Raw genomic sequence first — 22,389 nt, 5'->3', positions numbered from 1 at the left:
GGATAAAGTTGAAGTTGGCTTCACTTGGAGGGATACGTGGCGGGATGTCCTCCCGGCTACCCAGTTTGATCGCCTTGGTCGCACTCACTTTGGTGGGCTGCGCCAAAGACGAGGTGCGCACCTACCGAGTTCCCAAAGAGACCCCGCCCACGTTGGCTGGCGCGTCGGCCGCGACTGCCGGAGCCTCCGCCCTGTCCTGGACCGCGCCCAGCCATTGGCAGGAACTACCGGCCAGCGGCATGCGTCGGGGTAGCTTTACGCTCCCCGGAGAAGGCGACGCCACTGCGGATCTCTCCGTGATTGCATTTCCGGGGGATGCCGGTGGCCTGGCCCCGAATCTCAACCGTTGGCGCAAACAAATCGGCTTGGCTGAGCTTTCCGCCGCCGATGCCCAGGCCACGGTGGAACATGTGGACACACCGACGTTTCACGCCGATTTCGTTGACTACTCCGGTTCCGTCGATGGCGCCCCCACCCGCATCATGGGAGCGATCCTGCACCACGGTGGAGAGTCGTGGTTCTTCAAGCTCATGGGGCCGGCGAACATTGTGGAAAATGAGGCTGCGGCGTTCCGGGCCTTCGTTCAATCCGTGACCCCTGCCTCGCCCTGACCATGTCTGACCTGATCGCCGCGTTTTCCCGCTTCTTTTGTTCACTCCGCCTCACGGTGGTCCTGCTGGTGATGTCGATGGTGCTGATCTTTGTCGCCACGTTGGCGCAGGTGCAGCTCGGCGTCTACGGCGTGCAGGAGCAGTATTTCCGGACGTTTTTTGTGCTCGCCCGTATTCCCAACACGGAAATTCCCCTGCCGGTTTTTCCAGGCGGCTACCTGATTGGTGGGTTCCTCATGATCAACCTCGTCGCCGCGCACGTGCATCGGTTCCAGTTCACGTGGAAGAAAGCCGGCATCCAGCTCACCCATTTCGGGCTCATCGTGTTGCTCGTGGGCGAACTGGTCAGCGGACTGCTGCAGGAAGATTACTCGCTCAAGCTGGAGGAAGGCCAGACGCGCAATTATTCGGAGAGTTTTCGCCGTAACGAGGTGGTCATCATCGACCAAACGGACGCCGATTTCGACGATGTCACCGCCATCCCGGAATCGTTGATCGCTGCGGCTAATCCCATCCAGCACGCCAAATTGCCCTTCCGCGTGATCGTCCGCGGTTACTATCCGAATGCCAATCTGGCGATGCTCAACCAGTTGCCCGCCGGAGCCGAAACGGCCAACCTCGCTCCGAACCCGTCCACCGCCGGCATGGGACCGCGCCTCGGCTTGTTTCCCGCCCCGCTCACCTACAAGGACAACGAGCGCAACTTACCTGTCGCGTTGATCGAACTCGAAGGCGCCGAAGGCTCGCTCGGCATCTGGCTGGTATCGCCGATGTTGGTGCAGCCCCAAACCTTCGACTACGCCGGTCGCACGTGGAGCGTGGGCTTTCGCTTCGAACGCGAATACAAGCCGTTCTCGCTCACCCTGCTCGAGCTGAAGCACGACGTTTATGTGGGCACCCAAATCCCCAAGAATTTCTCCTCCCGCGTGCGCTTGCAGTCCGCCGACGGCACCGAAGATCGCGAATCGCTCATCTACATGAATCAGCCGCTGCGGCATCAGGGATTCACGTTTTACCAATACCAGATGGACAGCGCCAACGGCTTCAGCGTGTTGCAAGTCGTCCACAACCCCGGCCGCGCCCTGCCCTACATCGCCTGCATCCTCATGAGCATCGGCCTCACCTGGCAATTCGGCTTTCACCTGCTGCGTTTCACCCGCCGCCGGAACAACTCCGCCGCCTGATCTCCGCCATGATACGCATATATTCCATCTCCGTGCTCGCGGCCGGTATTCTCTATCTTCTGGCCGGACTGCGCCCGGAATCTTCGGACGCGGGATTTGATCTCGATGGCTTTGCCCGACTGCCGGTCGTCGCCGACGGCCGCATCAAACCCATGGATACAGTGGCCCGGACGCACTTGTTGACGCTGCAAGGACGGCAGCGCTTCAAGACCGAAGCTCCGACCGAAATCAAACGCACGCCCACCGAGTGGCTACTCGACGTTTTCTACCGCGCCGAACTCGCCGACGACTACCGTCACTTTGAAATCGTGCATCCGGGCGTGCTCGATGTGCTCGGTTTGACGCCCGAGGACGGCGACGGCAAGAAGCGGTTCTCTTACAATCAAATGGCGGACCACCTGGAGGAACTCGATCGGCAGGCCACCATGGCCCAAGGCATCGAAGCTCCCGCCCGCGATGTCTTTCAGCGGGCGGTATTGCAGACCCGCAACCGCATCATCGCCTACCAACAGCTCAAGCACAGCTTGGTGGTGCCAGACGGGCGCAATTTTTTGAGTCAACTTCAACAGCTCCAGGACGAACTGCCGGCCGGCGTCGAGGCCGTCCGTGCACGCTCCTCCGATGCCGACCATGACGATGCCTTGGCCAACCGCATGATCGACGCCGGTCAGGCGTTCATGCAACTCGATCAATACGCCGCGATGTTGCCGCTGCCTCCTCTCGGTGAAGACAAGTCTGACCTAGCGTGGCAAAAAACCGGACGCGCTTTGCTCGGTGCGTTCCAGACCGGAATGGTCAATCCTTACGCCCTCACCTACGCCGCCATGGGCCAAGCCTGGCGGGACCAAGATGCGGAGACGTTCAACAAGCTCGTGGAACTTTACTCCGCTCAGTTGCAGGGTGACTTCGGCGATCGTCTAAGGAAGACCAGCATCGAAGCGACGTTCAACCAAGCCGAACCCTTCTACCGTAGCTCCGTGCTCTACGTCGTGGCATTCCTGATGGCCATCATCTCGTGGTTGGTTTGGACCCGGCCGCTGCAAAAATACGGCGCGCAACTCGTGGCGCTGGCGTGGGTGGCCACCACGATTGGCATCGCGATCCGCATGTGGCTCGAAGGCCGCCCCCCCGTCACCAACCTCTACTCCTCCGCCCTCTTTGTCGGCTGGGGGGCCGTCGGACTCTGCCTTATATTGGAGCGCATCTATCGCAACGGCATCGGCACGACGGCCGGCGGGTTGATCGGTTTCGGCACGTTGCTCATCGCTCATCACTTGTCGCTGCAAGGCGACACCCTCGAGATGATGCGGGCGGTGCTCGATTCCAACTTCTGGTTGGCGACGCATGTCATCATTATCACCATCGGTTACTCCGCGACCTTCCTCGCCGGGTTCCTGGCGTTAATCTATGTGGTGCGCGGCGTCTTCACCAAATCATTGGACAAAGCCACCGCCGACGCGCTCTCCCGCATGGTCTACGGCATCGTTTGTTTCGCGACTTTGTTCAGCCTGGTCGGCACCATTCTCGGCGGCATCTGGGCCGATCAGTCCTGGGGCCGTTTTTGGGGCTGGGACCCCAAGGAGAACGGCGCGCTGCTCATCGTGATTTGGAACGCCATCGTGCTCCACGCGCGCTGGGGAGGCATCGCCCGCACGCGCGGCATCATGGCGCTGGCCGTTTTTGGTAACATCGTGACGAGTTGGAGTTGGTTTGGCACCAACATGCTCGGTGTAGGCTTGCACAGCTACGGCTTCATGGATGCGGCTTTCTGGTCACTCGTCGCCTTTGTCCTCAGCCAGCTCGTATTGATCGCGGTCGCCTACGTGCCCGCCGCCAAGTGGCGCAGTGCCGACCGGTTGGCCCGCGGCTGACAGCTGAAATTGCTCAACGGGCGTCAGCCCGCGCCGCGCAATATGGGAACGAGACTTGCGCGGCGTCCGTCCGCGGATTCGCTGAAGACTTCGCGCTCCCGCCGTGCGATTACGGCAAGGATTCACGTGCCGTCGTCACCCCATTTTCATGTTTCCTCATTTCTCCTCATTACCCTCGTTTCGTGTGAACACCCCACGCCGGATACGTGATTGGTGCCTAGCGGCCATGATCACCGGATGCCTCACCCTGAGCGCGGCCCAACCGGAAAGCACTCGGCGCATGGTGGAGCGGCTCGCCAATCTTGACATCCAACTCGACGGTGCGACGACCCAGTTTTTCCCCCACATCGCCGTGCCCCTGCTGGAAAAACAGCTCGCCGAGGCCGTCTCCGATCGGGACCGCTTTCCGTTGATGATGCCTTATGCGCAAGCTTTACTCAATGACGGCCAGTCCGAAGCCGCTCTCGCTCAAATCGAGGAGTTCGGCAGTATGATCGGTCGCTCCGGAGTGTCGCTTCCCCGCGAACAAATCATCCAACTCCTCGAGCTCAAAGCGCTCACGGAATTGCGGATTGGGGAGCAAACGAACTGCCTCCTCCACCACAACGCCGACTCCTGCCTGCTCCCGCTTCAAGGCGGTGGCATCCATCAGGATCAGGCCGGATCGCGCGCCGCCATCAGCACGCTGAACCAAATCCTCAACATGGCGCCGAGCCCCTACTCCGCTTGGTTGCTCAACATCGCGCACATGACCGTGGGCGAATATCCGCAAAACGTGCCTTCCCGGTGGGCTATCCCCGAACGCGTGTTTGCCTCCGACTACGATATCAAACGTTTCCCAGATATCGCCGGTTCGCTCGGCCTCGCCGTGGACGACCTCTCTGGTGGGCTCGTGATGGAGGATTTTGACCGGGATGGGTGGCTTGACCTCATGGTCTCCGCGTGGGGCTTCGACGGTCAGCTGCGTTACTTTCACAACAACGGCGACGGCTCGTTCACTGAACTCACCGACACCGCGGGCCTGACCGGGCTTTTCGGTGGTCTCAACATGATCCATGGCGACATCGACAATGACGGCTTCATGGATGTGCTCGTGCTCCGCGGAGCCTGGCTCGCCAAAGACGGCCGCTTCCCCAATTCCCTCCTGCGCAACAACGGTGACAACACGTTCACCGATGTCACGGAAGCCGCCGGACTGCTCGAAGGCCATTCCACGCAAACCGCGACATGGTTCGATTTCAACGGCGATGGTTGGCTCGACATTTTCATCGGCAATGAGTCCGTGCCCGGCGACCCTGAGTTCGACGCGTGCCAACTCTTTCGCAACAATCAGGACGGCACCTTCACCGACATCGCCGCGACCAGCGGTGTCGCGATTGTCGACTGGGTCAAAGGCGTGACCAGCGGCGATTTCAACAACGACGGCCGCCCCGACCTCTACGTCTCCTCACTGACGGGCCCCAACCGCCTGTTGCGCAATGACGGTCCCGCCTCGCCAGGCGACTTGAAGAGCGACTGGATATTTACCGATGTCACGAAAACAGCGGGAGTGGCCGACCCGCAGAAAAGCTTCCCGTGCTGGTTTTTTGACTACAACAACGACGGCTGGCTCGACCTCTTTGTCACCGGATACTCGATACGCAACGCCGGTGACATTCTCGCCGACCTGCTCGGTTCCAAAACCGCCGGCGAACGAGCCCGCCTTTATCGCAACAATGGCGACGGCACTTTCACCGATGCGTCCGCCGAAGCGGGGCTCGACCAGATTCTCCACATGATGGGTGGTAACTTCGGCGATCTCGACAACGACGGCTGGCTCGATTTTTACGTTGGCACCGGAGATCCTCACCTCGGCACGATCATTCCCAACCGGATGTTCCGCGGCCACGACGGGACCGGATTTCAGGATGTCACCACTTCCGGCGGATTCGGACAGCTGCAGAAGGGCCACGCCATCGCTTTCGGCGATCTCAATCACGACGGTGCTCAGGACGTGTATGCGGTGGTCGGCGGCGCGTTTTCGGGCGACCACTACCCCAACCAACTTTTCGCCAATCCGGGACACGGCAATCACTGGATCAAACTGCAACTCGAGGGCGTGCAGTCCAACCGACCCGGCGTTGGCTCCCGAATAAAAGTCGTCGTGCAAACGCCATCCGTCGAACGCGCCATCCATCGTGTCGTCAGCAGCGGAGGCAGTTTCGGGGCGACATCGTTCCGCCAGGAAATCGGGCTGGGCGATGCCACCGCCGTCAAACGCGTGGAGATTTTCTGGCCCACCACCGGCAAGACGCAGGTCTTTACAGGTCTGGCGTTGGACCAGGAATTCGTGATTCGCGAAGGCAGTGGCACCCCGCGTGAAGTCTCCCGGGGATCATTTCCTTGGCCCACCGGTGACGCAGCGGCGGCGCACATGCATCACCACTAGTCGATCGTGGTCGCGCCTCAACGGGCGGGCGGCAGGGTCAGCGCGCCGGGAGCCGCTTCGAGCAGATTCGGCGTGATGTTCGCGTCCGTGCGACCGCCCGTCCATTCCATGGCTCCCACGAGAATGGATTGGAAATACTCCGCCTCCCAAACGTCCTCGCGATGGCCCATGCCGCTATACCAAACCCGGCCTTCGCCGTAAGGCTTGGCCCAGGAAAGCGGATAGTCCGGCCGCTGATAATCACTGCCTTCCATGCCCGCCGTTTGCATCACGAGCACCACGTGATTGATCGGGGAAAACTCTTTGAGTGAATACCACTCTTCCATTACGTGAATCGCTTCGCCCGCTGGGCCCATCCCGGGGAATTCCGTATCCGTCACCAGCGCCGTCGCCACTTGTTGCGGCCCGTGGTTGATGAACTCACCGCCGAGCATTTTGATGTAGGGGTCGGACGCTTCGCCATTCAGCTGATACCGGTATCCGCGTTTATCCTTGGGCGTATTGCCGTTGAATTTCTCATACGTGTGAAAGGAATCACCGCCCGCATGAGTGGCCATAAAACCGCCTCCATTGGCGACCCAGGACAACAACGCCAACTTGCCCGCCGCGCTCATGGGCGGGTTCCCATCCGAGCCCACCATCTCCAAGTTTCCGCTGGTATAGAAAAACACCACGTCGAACTGGTTTAGGTAGTCTTCCGAAAACAAGCTGCCGTCTTTGCTGAAAGTGAACGCGATGTCGTGCTGAGCCGCCAACGACTTCAAGACGTTTTCCGAATGACTCGGTTCGCCCATCGAGCCCCGACGGACCACACTGTGTTCGTAGCCGGAAGACTTGGTGAAATAGAGCACCTTGAGCGTTTCCGCCGAAAGGGAGGCCGCGCCAAAGACAGCCAGGGTGAGAGCAATAAGGAGGAGGGGAAGACGGGGTTTCATAAAACGCGTGATGTTGAAAACATTTGGTGAATCCGCAATGACCCAAATAAGATCATCGTTGTGTGGATTCCACCCGCCTGCCGCCGCATTGCGCGTTTACGCCTGACCGAGTAGTTCCTCCGCGTGGACGCGCGCGCTCCGAGCGTTGCGGTCGCCGAGCATGCGGGCCAACTCATCCACGCGCATTGTGCGATCGGCGTGAATGGGTTGGATGGATACTTCGACGCGCTGCTTGGATTGGTCCTTTTCCACCACGAAGTGGGCGCTGCCCTGGGCCGCGACCTGGGGAAGATGGGTGACGCAAAGCACTTGGTGATTGCGTCCGATTCCGGCCATTTGCTGGCCCACGACGCGTCCGATTTCACCGCCCACGTTGGCATCGACTTCATCAAACACCAGCACCGGCACCGCATCGAGATCCGCCAACACGGTCTTGAGGGCCAACATCACGCGGGCCAACTCGCCACTCGATGCGATGCGGTTCAGCGGCAGAGCCTCCTCGCCGACGTTGGGTGAAAACAGGAACGTCACGTCGCTGTCGCCGGTGGGACCGAGATCCAACGAAGCGCTCACTTCGATACGGAACTCCGCCTTTTTAAATCCGAGTTGCGCGATGGCCTTCGCCGCCACCTTGGAGAGGGCTTGCGCCGCCTTTGCTCGATCTTTGCGCAAGGCGGTCGCCTGATTCCGCGCGATCTTTTCGGCCGATGCGATTTTCTGATCAAGCTTGGCGAGCGTCCCCTCAATATCGCCCTGCGAGTCGAGCTGAGACCGCAGGGCTTCCCGCGCCGCCACCACCGCTTCGATATCGCCGCCGTGTTTCCGCTTCACTTCCAGCCACGCATTCATGCGTTCCTGCAGGGATTCGATCTCCTCCGGTTCAAACGAAAATTGACCACCCAGTGCGGCGTATTCCCCCGCCACATCCGCGATCTCAATACTCAGGGCGTTGAGACGCTCGGCCAGAGTTTTACCGTCCTCGTCCAACTCCGCAAGTTCCCGTGCCGACCGCATCATCGGTGCCAGTTGCGAACTGATGCCGTCATCCCCGCTCAAGCCCGCCTCCAGTCCTTGGGCGAGTTCGCTGAGTTCCTGCGCCCGACTGACTCGACCAAAATCGCGCTCCAATGTTTCGATCGCTTCGACCGTAAGTTCGAGTGCGTCCAGACGTTGCAGTTGACCGCTTAAGAAATCAATTTGGTCGGGCGACAACTGATCCTGCTGCGCCACTCGCTCTCGTTCCGCCAACGCATCGCGCCAATTCGAATAACTCGCGGCATACTGCGTCAGCGCGTCCTTGTTTTGCGCATACAGGTCCAACAGCTCCAGTTGGCATCCCGTCTTCAGCAAACGCCGGGGCTCACTCGGGCCGTGGAAATCGATCCACATCTCGCCCAATCGTTGGAGGTTGCCCAGCGTGCACATACTGCCGTTGACGGAAATCTTCGGAGCCCGCGTGCGCGACAGGCTCCGCTTCAACAACAATACGCCATCATCGCAGACAGGCAAATTCAGTTCCGACAACACGTCATCCAGAGGCGCGGGTTCGCTCAGCCACAACGAAGCCTCGACCTCGCAGGTATCGGTGCCCTGCCGAATGATGGTTTTATCCGCGCGCTCGCCGGCCAACAAACTCAGCGCTCCCAGCAGGATGCTTTTACCCGCTCCGGTTTCGCCCGTGACCACTGAAAAGCCCGCTTCAAAGTCGAGCGACACCTGTTCCAGCAGGGCGAGGTTGCGGATGGTCAGGGTCTGCAGCATAGGGCGGCGACAGTGAGCAGATTCCCCCCGCGGGACTCAAGTCGCTTCGCCTCGAAAAACGACTTCCGTCCGTCGCCACCCTCTTCGCAATTTTCCTCGAGGTTTTTTCTTGCCGACCAGCCAAACGCTTATGCTTACTCTCCGACTCTCATTGAGACGGACCCTTAGCTCAGTTGGTTAGAGCGCTTCCTTGACATGGAAGAGGTCACAGATTCGAGTTCTGTAGGGTCCACCATGGGAGATTGCGCAAGTGGTTCTAATTCGAGATTTTGCGAAAGTTCGATTAAACCGAAAATCAGCTCTCGCACACGAGAAACCGCCCTTTTCCTAGGTTTTTGTGCGTCTATGTGTGAGTGTTTTCGGGACTCTCCCAACCAGGGCAATTTGCCGATTTCATTATGCAGCGCGAGTGCCGGCACATCGGTGTAAGCTTTCGCCGTCAAATTTGCGTCCGAGTGCCCCAAAATTTCCTGTGCGGATCGTTGATTGATGCCGTGCAGCACGCCGAGCGTTTGGAACGTCTTGCGGAAGGAGTGGAAGTGCAGCACTCGACCCACCGAGTCCTTTTGCGGAATTCCGGCCCTTTCGAGATCACGCTTCAACGTCTTGAGATCAGGGAACACCTGATGAAACACCCGCTTGTCGGACAGGACCCCCGCCTGACGCATACGGCGCAACGCGTCAGCTAACGCCGGATGCAGCGGCACCGGACGCTTTTCTTTGTCCTTCATCGTGCCTTCGCGAAAGAGCGCGTAGGGTTGATTTCCCTCGAGATGAAGGTCGCCCCAGATCAACGCCTTCACTTCGGACTTACGTTGCCCGGTATAGATCAGCGTCAAATACACCAAGCGCCGACGCTCAGCGACGGACAGAAGCCGCTCGAGTTCATCGGGACTGAAGGACCGAGCATTGCGCACGCCCTTGCCCCGGATTTCGACCAAGCCGAGTTTGGCCAGCGGGTTCCGGTCAATCTGCTCTGTGCGGACCAGCCAGTTTAGGAACGAATTCGCCGATATTTGATAAGCCCGCTTCGACGTGGCAGAATTGGCCAGCATTGCCCGCCAACGCACGAACACATCGGGGCGAATGTCCGAGACCCGCTTCCAGCGCATTTCAAGCATCATACGACGAAGACGAAAAAGCGTGTCGTGGACGTGCTGGCCGTTGAGTTCTCGCCCGGTCAAATCGGATTCGTAGGCCTCCAGGAGCTGAGACACTGGAGAGGCCGCAGCCTCCCGAACGGCAGCCGGTGCAATGATACCCGCCGCCTCCCGTTGCTTTTCAACGATGATCTGCCGAAGACGTTGCTGAGCGACGGTCTTGTCCGGTGTGTGAAGCGCCACCGTCCGCGCCGCCTCCCCTTTCTCCAGACTGTATCGACCTGACCAATACGGCGAAGCCACCCGCTTCCCGAGAATCAATCTCGTTGGTCTGAAGACGAATTCGATCACGATCAAATCAGTATCTTTTGATACCGAAATGATCAAGTGCAATTTCAGAACTTTTTCGCACTAATTTGCACGTGGCCGAAAAACGACGATTCAACGTATCCCTTCCGGAGCATATCGCAGAAGAAGTCTGCAATTACAGCAAACCTCTAGGCGCGACGCCTACTGAATATGCAGCTCTCGTGATCCGAAAATGGTTCGCAGACGGTTGCCCTCCTGTAACGAAAGAAGAACACACCTTACGAAACCGAAACTCCAACGCAAAGCGCGTATCCTAAGATTTCCAGACGGTTCTCACCAATTGGAATAACGTATTCTGAAACGATATAACTTCAGGTTTCTAACAGAATTTTGAAATTTCTATCCGATCTCGACTCAATCGCTTCGAAGCCACCCACCTCCACGCTCAATTAGACTTATTTAATTGCTATAGAAGTGGTCCTGTCGAATCATCGAGATTTCTGTTCCGCATACTAAAACCCACTAGATTGAACCACGATGAAAGTAGAACTGTTTACGATTTGCGACTTCGCTGCCGACTACGGAGGAAAACTAAACGTAGTTGGTATTTTCGACACCATATTTGCAGGTCAAACTCCGTTCGTTCACCCTCGATGGTGCGTAGCTTTGAAGCTTCGGTTTGAGAAAATGGAAGAAGGCGACAAAAAGATTCGATTATCTCTTGTGGACGACGATGGCAAATCAGTTCTCGAGCAGCCCATTGAGCTCAACATTAATGTCAAATTGTCTCCGGATCAAAATCAAAGCATCGCAAATATCGTTTTAAACCTAGACCGCATTCAATTTAATTCGTTTGGCGAACATGCTGTGGATCTGGCGATTAATGGACGACATGAAGGTAGGCTTTCGCTTTTTACTTCTCAGCGTCAATGCTAGAGAAAACTGAACACGTCAGGTCTCGACTTTTCACAAAAAGCCCGGAGAGAAGAAAATCCTCCCGGGCTTGTTTTCGTATCAATATGGAGTGCTACTTACCCAAGTTCTAGGCCGCCAGTTTCTTCTTTCGTTCGGCAATTTGAGACTGGGTAGTTGATCCATTTCGAATCCCGATGATGTCCGGATAAAGCATCCGAAATTGATCAATGACTCTGGTGAGGCATCCGCGGGAGCATCCAAACATCTGCGCAGCTTCCACGGTCGTTTGCCCCTGCAGGAGGTCGGGACGAACGCAATAGAGCAATACCCACGCCCGATAGTGGTAGGTGCCTAGGTCCGTTCCTTTGCCCATCTGGTTGTGACCCATGGACAGGAACAGGAACATCGGGGTCAGCATTTCCATGAGCGCTCCGAACGCCTCTTCAGGAAGTCCCTCGTCGAATTCGTTTCGCCGTTCTTCGACCCAGTCTCGAAACGACTTCTTAACGAACCTTCGTTCGCGCCATTCGTGCACGGCCTGCTCAAGGCTCAAACCTCCTACTCCCACCCTCTTCCGCAAGTAACTTGGTAATTCTTCTCTCATTTTTTAAGTCAGTTAATTTATCTTTCAACAAGGGTAGGCCGCACGGCGCGCAGTCGCGCGCCGTGCGGCCTGTTTCTTTTGTTCAACCGCCAACATTGGGCCGTTTCAGCTTCACTTGGACCTTCAGAAGTCCGTCGGCTGAGTAGTGAGGAACGACTGGCGCAACCACCTCGTCGTTGTCCTGGAGAAGAATGGGCTTTTCCCCCGGATCGAGGGTTTGTTCCACCTTCACGAATTGTTTTCCTGCCAAAACCTGACCTTCAACAATCTGAATCGTGCGTCCGGTCTTGGTTTGGAATGTTCGGAGTTCAAAGTCTCCGATCGCTTTGCCTATTACGTATACCCCTGCAGGCAAGGGGGGAGCTGTGTTAGCCATGTTGTCGTTATCTTTTGGGTTTTGATTTCGCAGTCCTCTTGCGAGATACCGCAACGAAATCGGAGCTCCGCAAACGCCGCTAAGAGGTCTCCCCAGCGTTCAGTTTGCATGACCAGAAGCTTATGCTTCACACAGCCATTTGAGGAAGTGGTGCGGGCAACGACACACCTCGTCCACCGGACGATTCTCTCCCCAATCGTATCCATTTTCTGGGCACAATTGTTTTCTGTTTCGCCGATTTCATCGATCTGCCGGGGGGACGGCGTGTCCGGTGGCGGTGCCTCGTCGTTGCCCGCAAAGAATCCCATGGACGTTTGAAATAATCGAACACGTCTCATGGTTGTGAGCCAGTCGGGTAAGTCCCCGGCTTGCTTGCACATGTATTTAAATAGGTAGGTCCATTCCTTACGCCTTACGCGTCGAATGTCAGTCCGGCCCAGCCCCCAGGCTTTGGTGATTTCCTCACCGGGAATATGACCCCCGTAATCGAACCAAAAATGCCAGTGAGCGTAAACGAGCCCGTTGTTGTCGGGTTGATGAAGCTCCATCTTCCAAAACCAACGCCGGATTTTATACCGCTTTCTCAATCGGGTGATAAAACGCCGGAGCCGATCCTTCCCGAGTGCATAGGCCTCTTGCGGTTCGAGGAGTCGCCAGTGGTCGCCCTCCTTTGGTGCAAGTTCACGGTTGACCGTCAGGGTAATGAATCGACCTCCGTCAAGATCTGGCATCCCTCGTTTTTTCATTTGGCGACGCTTCGCGGCCGCGTTGCGCTCCGTCCAAAAGTTCGGAGTAGTGAAGGGCATGAGTTCTACCACAGCACGCCCCCTTTCCTTGTATCGTGGCGGATGATTCGAAGCTGACCGCAGCGCATGCACTGGCACGTCGTTTGCCGGATGTCAGCGTCAAGGAAGTCCCATTCGTGACCGTGCCACATGCAGAGGAACCAGAGGCGAAGTCTACGCAGCACCTTCATGACGCTATGCTTTCGCCTTCGGCGACCCCTACGCGGGGGGCGCCCCCCGCCAAAACCACCGTATTGATCCTAGGTAGCTCCGTGATGGGTCCGCCCAGTTGCGGGTTTGAGTTGATCCGACCGTGCCGGAGATTGTCTTGCCGACGCCATTCCAGCGCCTTTCCGAGGAGAACGCGGGCCGACCTAGACCCGAGATGCAGTCCGTTGACCACGGCAGGGAATTCGCCGCGTTCCGTCGCATCTGCAAGGGAACGCAAGTTCGCCGCTAGTTCCCTCGCCTGCTTCACGATTTCGGGACACTTCAATGCCCCCGCTTCATACGTGCTCATGACGTGCGCCTTTCCGCCCGGTGGATCGCCAATAAAGCGCCAATTCCCCGAGCTATTTGTGTGTCTATGTGTGCGTAGTGCTTAACCGCACCTTCGCATTCCACTGTTACCGAACACTCTTGCGCTTTTTCACCTACAGATTCGAGTTCTGTAGGGTCCACCATTCGGTTTCGTTACCCATTACGGTATAATAAGAAACGAACGAAACGAATCGCCGTTCAGGCGAAATATTCCCGAGCCGAATCGCGATCCCGTCCGATCTGCTCGCGCAATGCATCGACTCCGGTAAAGCGTTGCTCTGCCCGCAGGAACGCACACCACTCCACTTGCAGCTCATCTCCGACATCAAATGGTGGGGTCTCGAAGAGGTGCACCTCCAACAAGGGCTGCGCCGTCGCCGGATCGGCCACCGTCGGTCGAAGCCCGAAATTCGCCACCCCGTTCCACATTTTCCCCGGATTTGTCGCGGAGCCCGCACGCACGGCGTAAACCCCCAGGCGCGGCGCACATTCCGGCGCCCACGGCAGGTTCAACGTGGGAAACCCCAGCGAACGACCGAGCCGTTTCCCCGGGGTCACCGTGCCTTCGCAACCGTAGGTGTATCCGAGCAAGGCATTCACCGTGTCCATGTCCCCCGCCCCCAATGCCGCGCGAATGCGGGTGCTGCTGATCGGTTCCCCATCGAGATTGACCCGGGGCGCCGAATAAACCCGCAAGCCATGGGCTTTGGCCGCCGCGTTCAACTGCGGCACGTCTCCTGAACGGCCCCGGCCAAACCGCCAGTTTTCGCCCACATAGATCGCTTTCAGCTGCGGCAGTGCATTGAGCAAGGTCGGCACAAATTGATCGGCCGGCACCGCCGCAAATTCCGCGGTGAACGGCTGCGTGATCACGGTATCCAGACCGGTGGCCACGAGTCGTCGCGCCTTTTCCCGCGCCGGCAACAACAGCGGCACTGCTTTGTCGGGACGCAGCAGCCGACTGGGATGCGGATCGAAGGTCAACGCCGCCGCCAGTCCGCCCGCCCGTCGGGCCGAGATCACCGCCGCCTCCACCACCGCACGATGACCGAGGTGCACGCCATCAAACATCCCGATGGCCAAATGCAATGGTCGGGCCGGCAGCTCCGACGCTGCGGCCAATCCGGCGATGTGCGGCGAGATTTTCACAACGCAATGCGCGGCGCGACTTGATGCACCGGGAGCAGACGTTTTTCCAACTCAGTCAGGGGCATGGCCAGCAAGTCTTCCAACGTGGTTGATTGTTCCACTCGCAAATCCCCCGAGGCCGTGCGCCGCAGTGATTTCAAGTGGCCGCCGCAGCCCAGCTTCTGGCCCAAATCATGCGCCAGCGTGCGCACATAGGTGCCTTTGCTCGAACGCACGAGGAAGTCGACTTCCGGAGATTCCCACCGTTTCAACTCGTATTGCATGACCCGAATGAAGCGCGGCTCGCGTTCAATGTCCTCGCCCTTGCGGGCGGATTTGTAGAGCGGCACACCATCGATCTTGATGGCGGAGAACATCGGTGGCGTCTGATACTGATCGCCCTTGAAAGACTGCATCGCGGCCAGAATTTCCGCTTCGGAAAGCTCGGGCACGGGGCGCGTTTCCAGCACCTCGCCATCCGCGTCCTGCGTGTTGGTCACTTGTCCGAGCGTGATGGTGCCGGTGTATTCCTTCTCGGCGCTCATGAGGTATTGGGACATCCGGGTCGCCTTGCCCACGAGCATCACCAGCAGCCCGGTGGCGGATGGGTCCAGCGTGCCCGCATGGCCGATACGCTTCATCTTCAGCTTGCCTCGCAAGCGAGCCACGACGTCGTGCGACGTGTGTTCCGTGGGCTTGTCCACCAGGAGGACACCCTCAAAATCCTTTTTCGCTCCCAACATAACTTAGTTTCGTTTGCTCGCGTCGACTTCGTGCAAGCGCGTGATCAAAGCCTGCACCAGTCGTTGCCGAAACTCGGCCGTGGTGAGACCCGTAAAATTCAATCCGGCGGCACAGGCGTGTCCGCCACCATTAAACTGCGACGCCACTTGATCGACGCGAAACACGGGATCATTGGCGCGAAGACTGGCCTTGGCCCCATCCTCTTTTTCCTCGATCAAGCAGCCTATTTCCACGCCGTCGATGGCGCGGGCATAGTCGACCAGACCTTCCGTATCCTCGGGACTCGTGCCCGTTTGGTCGAAGACGCCACGAGCGATCGTGCCGATACAGATTCGTCCGTCGGCGTGCATCTCAAACGACGCCAGGAAATGCTGCAACAGCTGCATCTTGCCCAGGGGCTCACGTTCGTAGAGTTCGAAACCGGCTTCCACCGGATCGGCTCCCCGCGACACCAATTCCGAAACAAGGCGAAACGTGTTGCCTGTCGTCGACGCGAAACGGAACTGTCCCGTATCGGTCACGATGCCGGCGTAAAGCGCCTTGGCCGTCGCAGCATCAACCGGCAAATCCAGATCGAGAAACAAGCCGGCCAAAATCTCACACGTCGCGGCGGCCTTCGCATCGACGCAGTTGTGGGTCGCATAACCCACGTTGCTGACGTGGTGGTCGATATTGGCGAAGGGTTGGGCAAACCGTTCGCGTGGCTTCTTTCCCGCCCGCTCATGATCCGCGCAGTCGACAAAAATCGCGATAATCTCTCCCTGCCCCAGTCCGTCCATGTTGATAAACGATTCTCCTCGGGCGCAGAACTCGAGACGACGCGGCACGGCATCCTGGTTCACACAGATCGCTTGATGGCCAAGTGCGCGCAACACCCGCGCCAGCGCCACTTGCGATCCAATGCAATCGCCATCTGGTCGCGCATGCCCTACGACGGCCACGCAGCGCCCTTGGATCTCATCCAAGAGAGCCCGGAACGACGGTGCCAACGTCGGACAGAACGCGTTGTCCGTCACTCGTTGGTCTCCTTCTCCCGATCCCGATCCGCCCGATCAATGTCATCCAACAAATCGAGCACGCGATTGCCCCGATTGATGGCCTCGTCCATTTGGAATACCCAGTCCGGCGAGTGTTTGATCTTAATGTGCTTGGCCAGCTCGCGCCGCAGTTCGCCGCGTTTGCGCAACAACCAGCGGAACCGCTCCGCCACCGTCTCGTCGTCGCCGAAAATCGAGAAGAACACCTTGCCGGTTTTCAGGTCGGGCGCGACTTCCACGCCGGCCACGGTGATGGCCACCGCCTCCTGCTTGTATTTCGTGTGCAGGTAGGTGCCCAGTTCCCGTTGAACGAGCTCGGCAATGCGGATGGTGCGATTGGACATCGGATGGAGGCGGAGAAACGCAGTCAGCGGTGCCCGCGATAAAACTTATCGGAACATGAGCGCCTACAATGAAGCGCGAACTTTCTGGACCTCGAAGGTTTCGATGACGTCGCCCTTTTCGTAGCCATTAAAGTCGTCGAGTTTGATACCGCACTCCAGACCCGCACGGATCTCGTTGGCGTCGTCCTTGAAACGCTTGAGCGTCTGAACCTTGCCTTCGTGCACGGTCTCTTTGCCGCGACGGAGACGCGCCATGGCGTTGCGGATAATCTTGCCCTCGGTGACGAGACAGCCCGCCACAAAACCCTTCGCGAGCGGGAAGACTTCCCGCACTTCCACCGCGCCGAGTTTAACCTCCTTGAGGTCGGGATCGAGCATGTCGGCCATCATGTCACGGGTCGCGTCGACCAGTTCATAGATGATCTTGAAGCTCTCGATGCGGACGCCGTGATGCTTCGCCTGCGGGGTCACGCCATTTTCCAACTTGGTGTTGAACGCGAGGATGGTGGCACCGGCGGCGCTGGCGCGCTGCACGTCGTTCTTGGTGACGAGGCCGACTTCGTTGGCCACGATTTCGACCGAAACCTTTTCGCTCTGGATGGCTTCGAGCATGCCACGGACCGCTTCCGCGGAACCATACACATCGCTCTTGATCACGAGCTTGAGCGTCTTGGCCTGAGTCGCGGCGATGTTGGCAAACAACGCTTCCACGGAAACTTCCTTCGGCTCGGCGGCCTTGGAGGTGACCTGGCCTTTTTGTTTGTCCGCCTCTTCCTCGGCCATGTCTTCCGCGGCACGAGCGTTCTTCACCGTGGTAAAGGTCGAGCCACTCTCGGGCGTGCCGGACCAACCGATCACGCGGACCGGCGTGGAAGGCGGCGCCTCCTTCACATTCTTGCCTTGGTCGTCGAACATGGCGCGGACCTTGGCCCACTCCTTGCCGCACACGATGGCGTCGCCGACGCGCAGCGTGCCTCGTTGCACGATGACGGTCGCCAGCGGACCGCGACCGACTTCGAGTTGCGATTCGATGATCACGCCCGATGCCTTGGCCTGCGGATTGGCCCGCAGTTCGAGAACTTCCGCTTGGAGTTGGATCATTTCCAACAATGTGTCGATGCCATCACCCTTAAGGGCGGAAACCGGCACGGTGATTGTTTCACCTCCCCAGTCCTCCGACGCGATGTCGCGCTGCTGCATCTGGGTTTTAACCTGGTCGATGTTGGCGCCCTTGGCGTCCATCTTGTTGATGGCGACAATGAGAGCGACCCCGGCATCCTTGATGTATTTCAGGGCTTCGTCCGTCTGCGGCTTGAAACCGTCATCGGCCGCGATCACGAGGATCGCGATGTCGGTCACCTGCGCGCCGCGAGCGCGCATCTTGTTGAACGCCGCGTGGCCGGGGGTATCGAGGAACGAGATCTTGCCGTTGTCGTTGGAAACTTGATACGCACCGATGTGCTGGGTGATGCCACCCGCCTCGCCTGAAACGACGTTGGCTTTGCGAATGGTATCGAGCAGCGAGGTCTTACCGTGGTCGACGTGGCCCAGGATACAGACCACCGGGGGACGCGGCTCGAGGTTGGCTTCGTCCTCTTCGGCGGCCTTTTCCTTCTGCTTGGCGATGTCCTTTTTGGTCGGCTGCTGCTGTCCCGGAGTCTGACCTTCCCCGCGGTGTTTGACTTCCAGCACGATGTCGTGCTTCGCCGCCAGATCGATGGCGACCGCTTCATCGATCGTCTGGTTCATGGAGGCGAAAACGCCCTGCTCCATGAGTTCGGAGATCAATTTGAACGGCTTGAGACCGAGTAGTTGGGCGAACTCGCGGACGATGATCGGCGGTTTGACCTGAATCGTGGCGATTTCACCATCGGCGGCCGGCGCGGGCGCCGCCGCCGGTTTTTCGGCGGAGGAAGCGACCGGAGTGGGCGCCGGGCCTTTGGTCGGCAGGGCTGGGGCACTGGGGGCCGACGCCGCACGAGGCGGGCTGGGCGGCACTGCGGCTGGCGCCGGGCGGGAAACGGGAGGGGGCGGAGCCGGAGCTCGGGGAGGCGGCGGCGGGATCGAAACAGGTTTCGGCGCGGTCGGAGCGGGCGCAGCCGGACGGGGGGGCACCGGCGCGGACGGGGGGGGCGGCACCGGAGCCGGAGCACGTGCGGCCGCCTTTTCGGCCTCCAATGCTTTGGCGGCTTCCTCTTTTTCCCGAGCGATATCCGCGGGAGACTTCACAAACACGCCTGCGGGCAGGCGCACCTGCGAGGTTTGCGCCGGTTTGTCTTCGACGACCTCGGGCGCAGGAGCGGCTTTCGGGGTCTCGGCTTCGACGGGGGCTTCCGTCTCGGCGGGCTTAGCGAACTCCTCCACCAAGGCCTCGGCCGAGATGTTGTCGATCGTGCTGGACGCGGTCTTCACGTCGAAGTTGCGCTCCTTGAGGAGCGCCAGCAGCGACTTGTTGTCCATGTCGATCTTTTTGGCGAGTTCGTGAATGCGGATACTCATTAGGCGGTTTGCGGACTATATCTGACGGTCGGGTCTAAACGGTTTACTAAAAGGATTAGGCGTTACCGCTCACGGCGGCAACCTTGGCGAGAATGGTGGCGGCTTCATCGGCCGTGAAACCCGACTCTTCCAAGTCATCGGCTTCCACGCCTTCAAAAATTTCGAGGGAAACGAAGCCCGCGGTCACCAGACGAGTGGCGAGTTCGTAATCAACATCCAAGGACGACGCGAGCTTCTTGGTCGCTTCATCCTGCACGTCGACGGTCTTCTCTGCGAACTCTTCGATGTCGATTTTCCAGCCGATGAGACGGGACGTGAGGCGGGCGTTCTGGCCCTTGCGGCCGATGGCGATGGCGAGGTCTTCGTTCGCCACGCGCAAGATGATGCGACGGCCACGTTCGTCGATTTTCACTTCGCGAGGCACGGCCGGCTTGAGGGCTTCGCGCACCATTTCCTCCGGATCGGCAAAATAGTTGATGATATCGATTTTCTCACCATTGAGCTCACGAACGATCGACTTGACGCGGGCACCACGAGCACCGACGCAAGCGCCGACCGGATCGACTTTGGGATCGTTGGAGATGACCGCCATCTTGGTGCGGTAACCGGGTTCACGCGCGAAGGCTTCGACTTGAACGGTGCCATCGGCGATTTCGGTGACTTCCAATTCAAACAGCCGCCGCACGAAGCGTGGGCTCGCGCGGGTCAGCATGAGTTCGGGGCCGCGAGGCGTGCTTTCGATGGCGGCCAGAAGGCAGCGGATGCGATCACCGGGCTGATACTCTTCACCAGGGACTTGTTCCCGGCCCATCAGCAACGCCTCAGCCTTGCCGAGATCGACGTAAATGTCGTTGCGCTCGCGGCGGCGGACCGTGCCGGTGACGATATTGCCGACCATGTCCTTGAAGTCGTCGTAGATCCGATCCTTCTCGAACTGACGCAGCTTCTGCATGATCGCCTGGCGGGCGGTTTGCGCCGCGATGCGACCGAGGTAAGCGGGATCGATTTCCTTTTCGAGTTCCTCGCCGAGCTGGATGCCAGGCTGGATCGCGGAAGCTTTTTCGATGTGAATTTCCGTCTTGGGATCGCTGACCGAATCCACCACGCGGAGCATCGCCCAGGCGTGCAGCTGACCGTTTTTGGGATCGATATCGATCTTCAGCTCCTGCCCCGAATTCACGCCTTTCTGCGCCGCCGTTTTAATAGCGTTAACGATCGCGGAGATCATGTCGGCGCGCTCGATGCCCTTCTCCTTCTCCATGTATTCAAGGACGGTAAGAATTTCGCTGCTCATTTGATTCGGTGGTGTGCGGAAAATATAGAAAAAAAAAGCGGGCCAGAGGCCCACCTTCAGACGGATTAACTGAAAATGTGAGCGGAGAACTTAGCCTCTGGCAAAATTCGATGTCAAGTCCGCCGCCGAACGTCCCGTTCCAGCGCATTTTGCCATCCAAGCATCCCTTGCACATGTCCCCACGCCAACGGTTCGCGGCCGCCGTTGGCCACTCCGATCAATCGCACCGCTTGCGATACGTTCGCCGGTTGATCCCCCGGTCTCGAAATGAACCACCAGGCGAACCCATCGACTTCCCCCAAATGGCCGCCAGCCGCCAGTAGTGGCAGAAAGCCGTCGCCCCACAAGTTGTCCGCCCGCGGGCACGGCACATGTTCCGCCGCACCGACCGCGGCCATGACTTCCCGCCACCAATTGGCATAACCGGAATCCCGCCGCCATTGCCGCACACCGCGGTCGCCCGAGTCGTCAGTGTCCAACGCCGCTCCCGGCCATGCCCTCGCCTGCTCTATCAGTCGATCGGGCCACGCGGTGCCTCCTTGCCGCACCCAGCGAGCGTAACTCGCCAAACGCCGTCGGGGGTGATTGGCGGGGCGCACCCCGTTGAGTTTCCAATCCGCTGCCAGTTCCATGAATACTTCATCGGTCTCGACGCCATCTTCGCCCCAAAGCGCCAAAGGCCAACGAATGGCAGCACGCAGCATCCCGACCCGATTGAAACGGTAACCGAGAATCTCCATGGCAGTCAGATGGCAGGCTTCCCGCCAGCTGGTTCGCTGGATGCGCAACCGGGCGTAGTGCACTTTGGCATCCCAACGCTTCCGCGCTTCGCCCCTCAATCTGGCTCGGGCCTGGCGCGGTGACATTTCCAACCACTCCGCCGCCAGCCGGTCGGCGGGACGGTCGGCGATCGACGAAACGGCGGCATCCGCCGCGTATTCTTCCAGATCGTGCCACAGCAGCGGCAAAAGCGCCAAAACTGGAATTGAGGCACGGTCTCCGTTGGTGGCGGTCGTCGTGGCCGAACTCGGATAGAGCACCACGTGCAGGACCACCCCATCGTAGTGGGCATCGTTGCCGTGACCGTGCGCCCGCCAGTCGGATTCATGGAGGTGGATTTCCACATCGCCGTCAATCTGACGTCCCCCGATGCGCAGTCGGGCGTCCTTGAAATCAGGTCCACCCAATCGATTCCAACGGCCGGGGTGATCAACTTTGATCCGCTCCCCGTTCTGCGTCGTCGCTTCTCCCACCGAGAAAGCGCGATCAGCCCAAATGCGTTGCAGCAACAACTCGGGAAACTGAAAGGGACCGAACAGTCCCTGCATTTCCATCACGGCCCCGGTCGAATCGAGGTCGGGCCGGGAGGCTCCGAGGTCGCGGCGGCCGGAATTCACCAGGCGGAGTCGCTCGCGCGGTTGATGCTTCGTCGTGTGACTTCGCGAGCCCGCGACACCCAGGAGATCAAATCCTCCGGCGAAATGACTTCGGCTTGCAACGCGCGCACGGTTTCGGCCAGTGCGCGGTCGCGGGTTGCGACCACACACAATTCCGGTGCCCGTGACTTCTCCACCCATTGCTCGATTACGCTGTCGGCGGTCATGCCGCGGGGCGCATACGCCACCACAAAGGTGGGCTCGTCGCCCGGGGTTTCGACCGATAACGCGGCGCCCTTGCCATCGAATACTGTCGTCACGCGCCATCCCATCGCATCGTGCCAGTCTCGGACGAAGCCGACGACGGCATGCTGCCCCGCATCGCGATCCTGTCGCCACACCATGGCAATATCGCCGAGCGCGCGACCGATGTTATTGCCATCGATGATGAGATGTTTGGTCTGGGTCGGCATTCCGATCATTCCCTCTGGAACGGCCCCGCCGGCGCAATTCTTTCAGAGAAATAAGGTGAGTCGGGGATGGCGCGA

18 protein-coding genes, 1 tRNA gene and 1 pseudogene are annotated in these 22,389 nt (G+C 59.2%); 6 read left to right on the top strand and 14 right to left on the bottom strand.

The annotated features are described in order from the left end of the window. The first annotated feature begins 44 nt into the window (after nucleotides 1-44). From PXH66_RS07670 to PXH66_RS07655, 4 genes are all read left to right on the top strand, one after another. Nucleotides 45-611, top strand: a complete 567-nt coding sequence (locus tag PXH66_RS07670) for a hypothetical protein (protein WP_330928888.1) — start codon at nucleotides 45-47, stop codon at nucleotides 609-611. A 2-nt stretch (nucleotides 612-613) separates the two neighbouring features. Continuing rightward, nucleotides 614-1,795, top strand: coding sequence for a cytochrome c biogenesis ResB family protein (locus PXH66_RS07665; RefSeq protein ID WP_330928887.1), 1,182 nt, complete (start codon nucleotides 614-616; stop codon nucleotides 1,793-1,795). An 8-nt stretch (nucleotides 1,796-1,803) separates the two neighbouring features. Further along, nucleotides 1,804-3,666: a cytochrome c biogenesis protein gene (locus PXH66_RS07660; RefSeq protein WP_330928886.1), complete on the top strand. Its 1,863-nt coding sequence runs from the start codon at nucleotides 1,804-1,806 to the stop codon at nucleotides 3,664-3,666. Between the two features lie 226 nt (nucleotides 3,667-3,892). Beyond that, a complete protein-coding gene (locus tag PXH66_RS07655) occupies nucleotides 3,893-6,094 on the top strand; it encodes a CRTAC1 family protein (protein ID WP_330928885.1) in 2,202 nt (733 codons plus the stop codon). A gap of 17 nt (nucleotides 6,095-6,111) precedes the next feature. Here PXH66_RS07655 and PXH66_RS07650 read toward each other — a convergent pair whose 3' ends face one another. Continuing rightward, complete coding sequence (locus PXH66_RS07650; RefSeq protein WP_330928884.1) at nucleotides 6,112-7,029, bottom strand: ThuA domain-containing protein; 918 nt, start codon at nucleotides 7,027-7,029, stop codon at nucleotides 6,112-6,114. A 96-nt stretch (nucleotides 7,030-7,125) separates the two neighbouring features. Further along, nucleotides 7,126-8,790 carry a DNA repair protein RecN gene (recN, locus tag PXH66_RS07645; RefSeq protein ID WP_330928883.1) on the bottom strand — a complete coding sequence of 555 codons (1,665 nt, stop codon included), beginning with the start codon at nucleotides 8,788-8,790 and terminating at the stop codon, nucleotides 7,126-7,128. 158 nt (nucleotides 8,791-8,948) lie between these two features. Here recN and PXH66_RS07640 point away from each other — a divergent pair. Next, nucleotides 8,949-9,025 (top strand) — tRNA-Val (locus PXH66_RS07640). A 241-nt stretch (nucleotides 9,026-9,266) separates the two neighbouring features. On the opposite strand, the pseudogene PXH66_RS23205 reads toward PXH66_RS07640, so the two are convergent. Then, a pseudogene (locus tag PXH66_RS23205) lies at nucleotides 9,267-9,845 on the bottom strand (tyrosine-type recombinase/integrase); the annotation flags it as partial. Nucleotides 9,846-10,736: 891 nt separating this feature from the next. On the opposite strand from PXH66_RS23205, the gene PXH66_RS07635 reads away from it, so the two are divergent. Next, nucleotides 10,737-11,135 carry a DUF6941 family protein gene (locus PXH66_RS07635; RefSeq protein ID WP_330928882.1) on the top strand — a complete coding sequence of 133 codons (399 nt, stop codon included), beginning with the start codon at nucleotides 10,737-10,739 and terminating at the stop codon, nucleotides 11,133-11,135. A 106-nt stretch (nucleotides 11,136-11,241) separates the two neighbouring features. Here PXH66_RS07635 and PXH66_RS07630 read toward each other — a convergent pair whose 3' ends face one another. From PXH66_RS07630 to PXH66_RS07580, 11 genes are all read right to left on the bottom strand, one after another. Further along, complete coding sequence (locus PXH66_RS07630; RefSeq protein ID WP_330932303.1) at nucleotides 11,242-11,667, bottom strand: hypothetical protein; 426 nt, start codon at nucleotides 11,665-11,667, stop codon at nucleotides 11,242-11,244. 133 nt (nucleotides 11,668-11,800) lie between these two features. Next, nucleotides 11,801-12,073, bottom strand: a complete 273-nt coding sequence (locus tag PXH66_RS07625) for a hypothetical protein (RefSeq protein ID WP_330928880.1) — start codon at nucleotides 12,071-12,073, stop codon at nucleotides 11,801-11,803. Beyond that, on the bottom strand, nucleotides 12,052-12,900 hold the full coding sequence (locus PXH66_RS07620; RefSeq protein ID WP_330928879.1) for a rolling circle replication-associated protein: 849 nt from the start codon (nucleotides 12,898-12,900) through the stop codon (nucleotides 12,052-12,054). Before PXH66_RS07620 ends, PXH66_RS07625 begins: the two co-directional genes overlap by 22 nt. A gap of 717 nt (nucleotides 12,901-13,617) precedes the next feature. Continuing rightward, nucleotides 13,618-14,568 carry a riboflavin biosynthesis protein RibF gene (gene ribF / locus PXH66_RS07615; RefSeq protein ID WP_330928878.1) on the bottom strand — a complete coding sequence of 317 codons (951 nt, stop codon included), beginning with the start codon at nucleotides 14,566-14,568 and terminating at the stop codon, nucleotides 13,618-13,620. Beyond that, on the bottom strand, nucleotides 14,565-15,290 hold the full coding sequence (gene truB, locus PXH66_RS07610; RefSeq protein ID WP_330928877.1) for a tRNA pseudouridine(55) synthase TruB: 726 nt from the start codon (nucleotides 15,288-15,290) through the stop codon (nucleotides 14,565-14,567). The genes ribF and truB overlap by 4 nt, the downstream gene beginning before the upstream one ends. Before the next feature lie 3 nt (nucleotides 15,291-15,293). Then, nucleotides 15,294-16,307 (bottom strand): DHH family phosphoesterase, encoded by a 1,014-nt coding sequence (locus tag PXH66_RS07605; RefSeq protein WP_330928876.1) that lies wholly within the window; start codon nucleotides 16,305-16,307, stop codon nucleotides 15,294-15,296. Continuing rightward, nucleotides 16,304-16,672, bottom strand: a complete 369-nt coding sequence (gene rbfA, locus PXH66_RS07600) for a 30S ribosome-binding factor RbfA (RefSeq protein ID WP_330928875.1) — start codon at nucleotides 16,670-16,672, stop codon at nucleotides 16,304-16,306. The genes PXH66_RS07605 and rbfA overlap by 4 nt, the downstream gene beginning before the upstream one ends. Before the next feature lie 63 nt (nucleotides 16,673-16,735). Next, complete coding sequence (gene infB / locus PXH66_RS07595) at nucleotides 16,736-19,171, bottom strand: translation initiation factor IF-2 (RefSeq protein ID WP_330928874.1); 2,436 nt, start codon at nucleotides 19,169-19,171, stop codon at nucleotides 16,736-16,738. Between the two features lie 55 nt (nucleotides 19,172-19,226). Beyond that, the gene (nusA, locus tag PXH66_RS07590; protein WP_330928873.1) at nucleotides 19,227-20,465 is read right to left on the bottom strand and encodes a transcription termination factor NusA; all 1,239 of its coding nucleotides are present in this window, start codon (nucleotides 20,463-20,465) and stop codon (nucleotides 19,227-19,229) included. Nucleotides 20,466-20,578: 113 nt separating this feature from the next. After that, nucleotides 20,579-21,862: a DUF2851 family protein gene (locus tag PXH66_RS07585; RefSeq protein ID WP_330928872.1), complete on the bottom strand. Its 1,284-nt coding sequence runs from the start codon at nucleotides 21,860-21,862 to the stop codon at nucleotides 20,579-20,581. Beyond that, nucleotides 21,859-22,314, bottom strand: coding sequence for an NYN domain-containing protein (locus PXH66_RS07580; protein ID WP_330928871.1), 456 nt, complete (start codon nucleotides 22,312-22,314; stop codon nucleotides 21,859-21,861). Before PXH66_RS07580 ends, PXH66_RS07585 begins: the two co-directional genes overlap by 4 nt. Nucleotides 22,315-22,389 lie beyond the last annotated feature (75 nt).

The sequence above is a fragment of the Synoicihabitans lomoniglobus genome, from assembly GCF_029023725.1.
Taxonomy (GTDB): domain Bacteria; phylum Verrucomicrobiota; class Verrucomicrobiia; order Opitutales; family Opitutaceae; genus Actomonas; species Actomonas lomonigloba.
The sequence above is the reverse complement of the archived record's forward strand: the minus strand, read 5'-3'. Positions and strand labels throughout refer to the sequence as shown.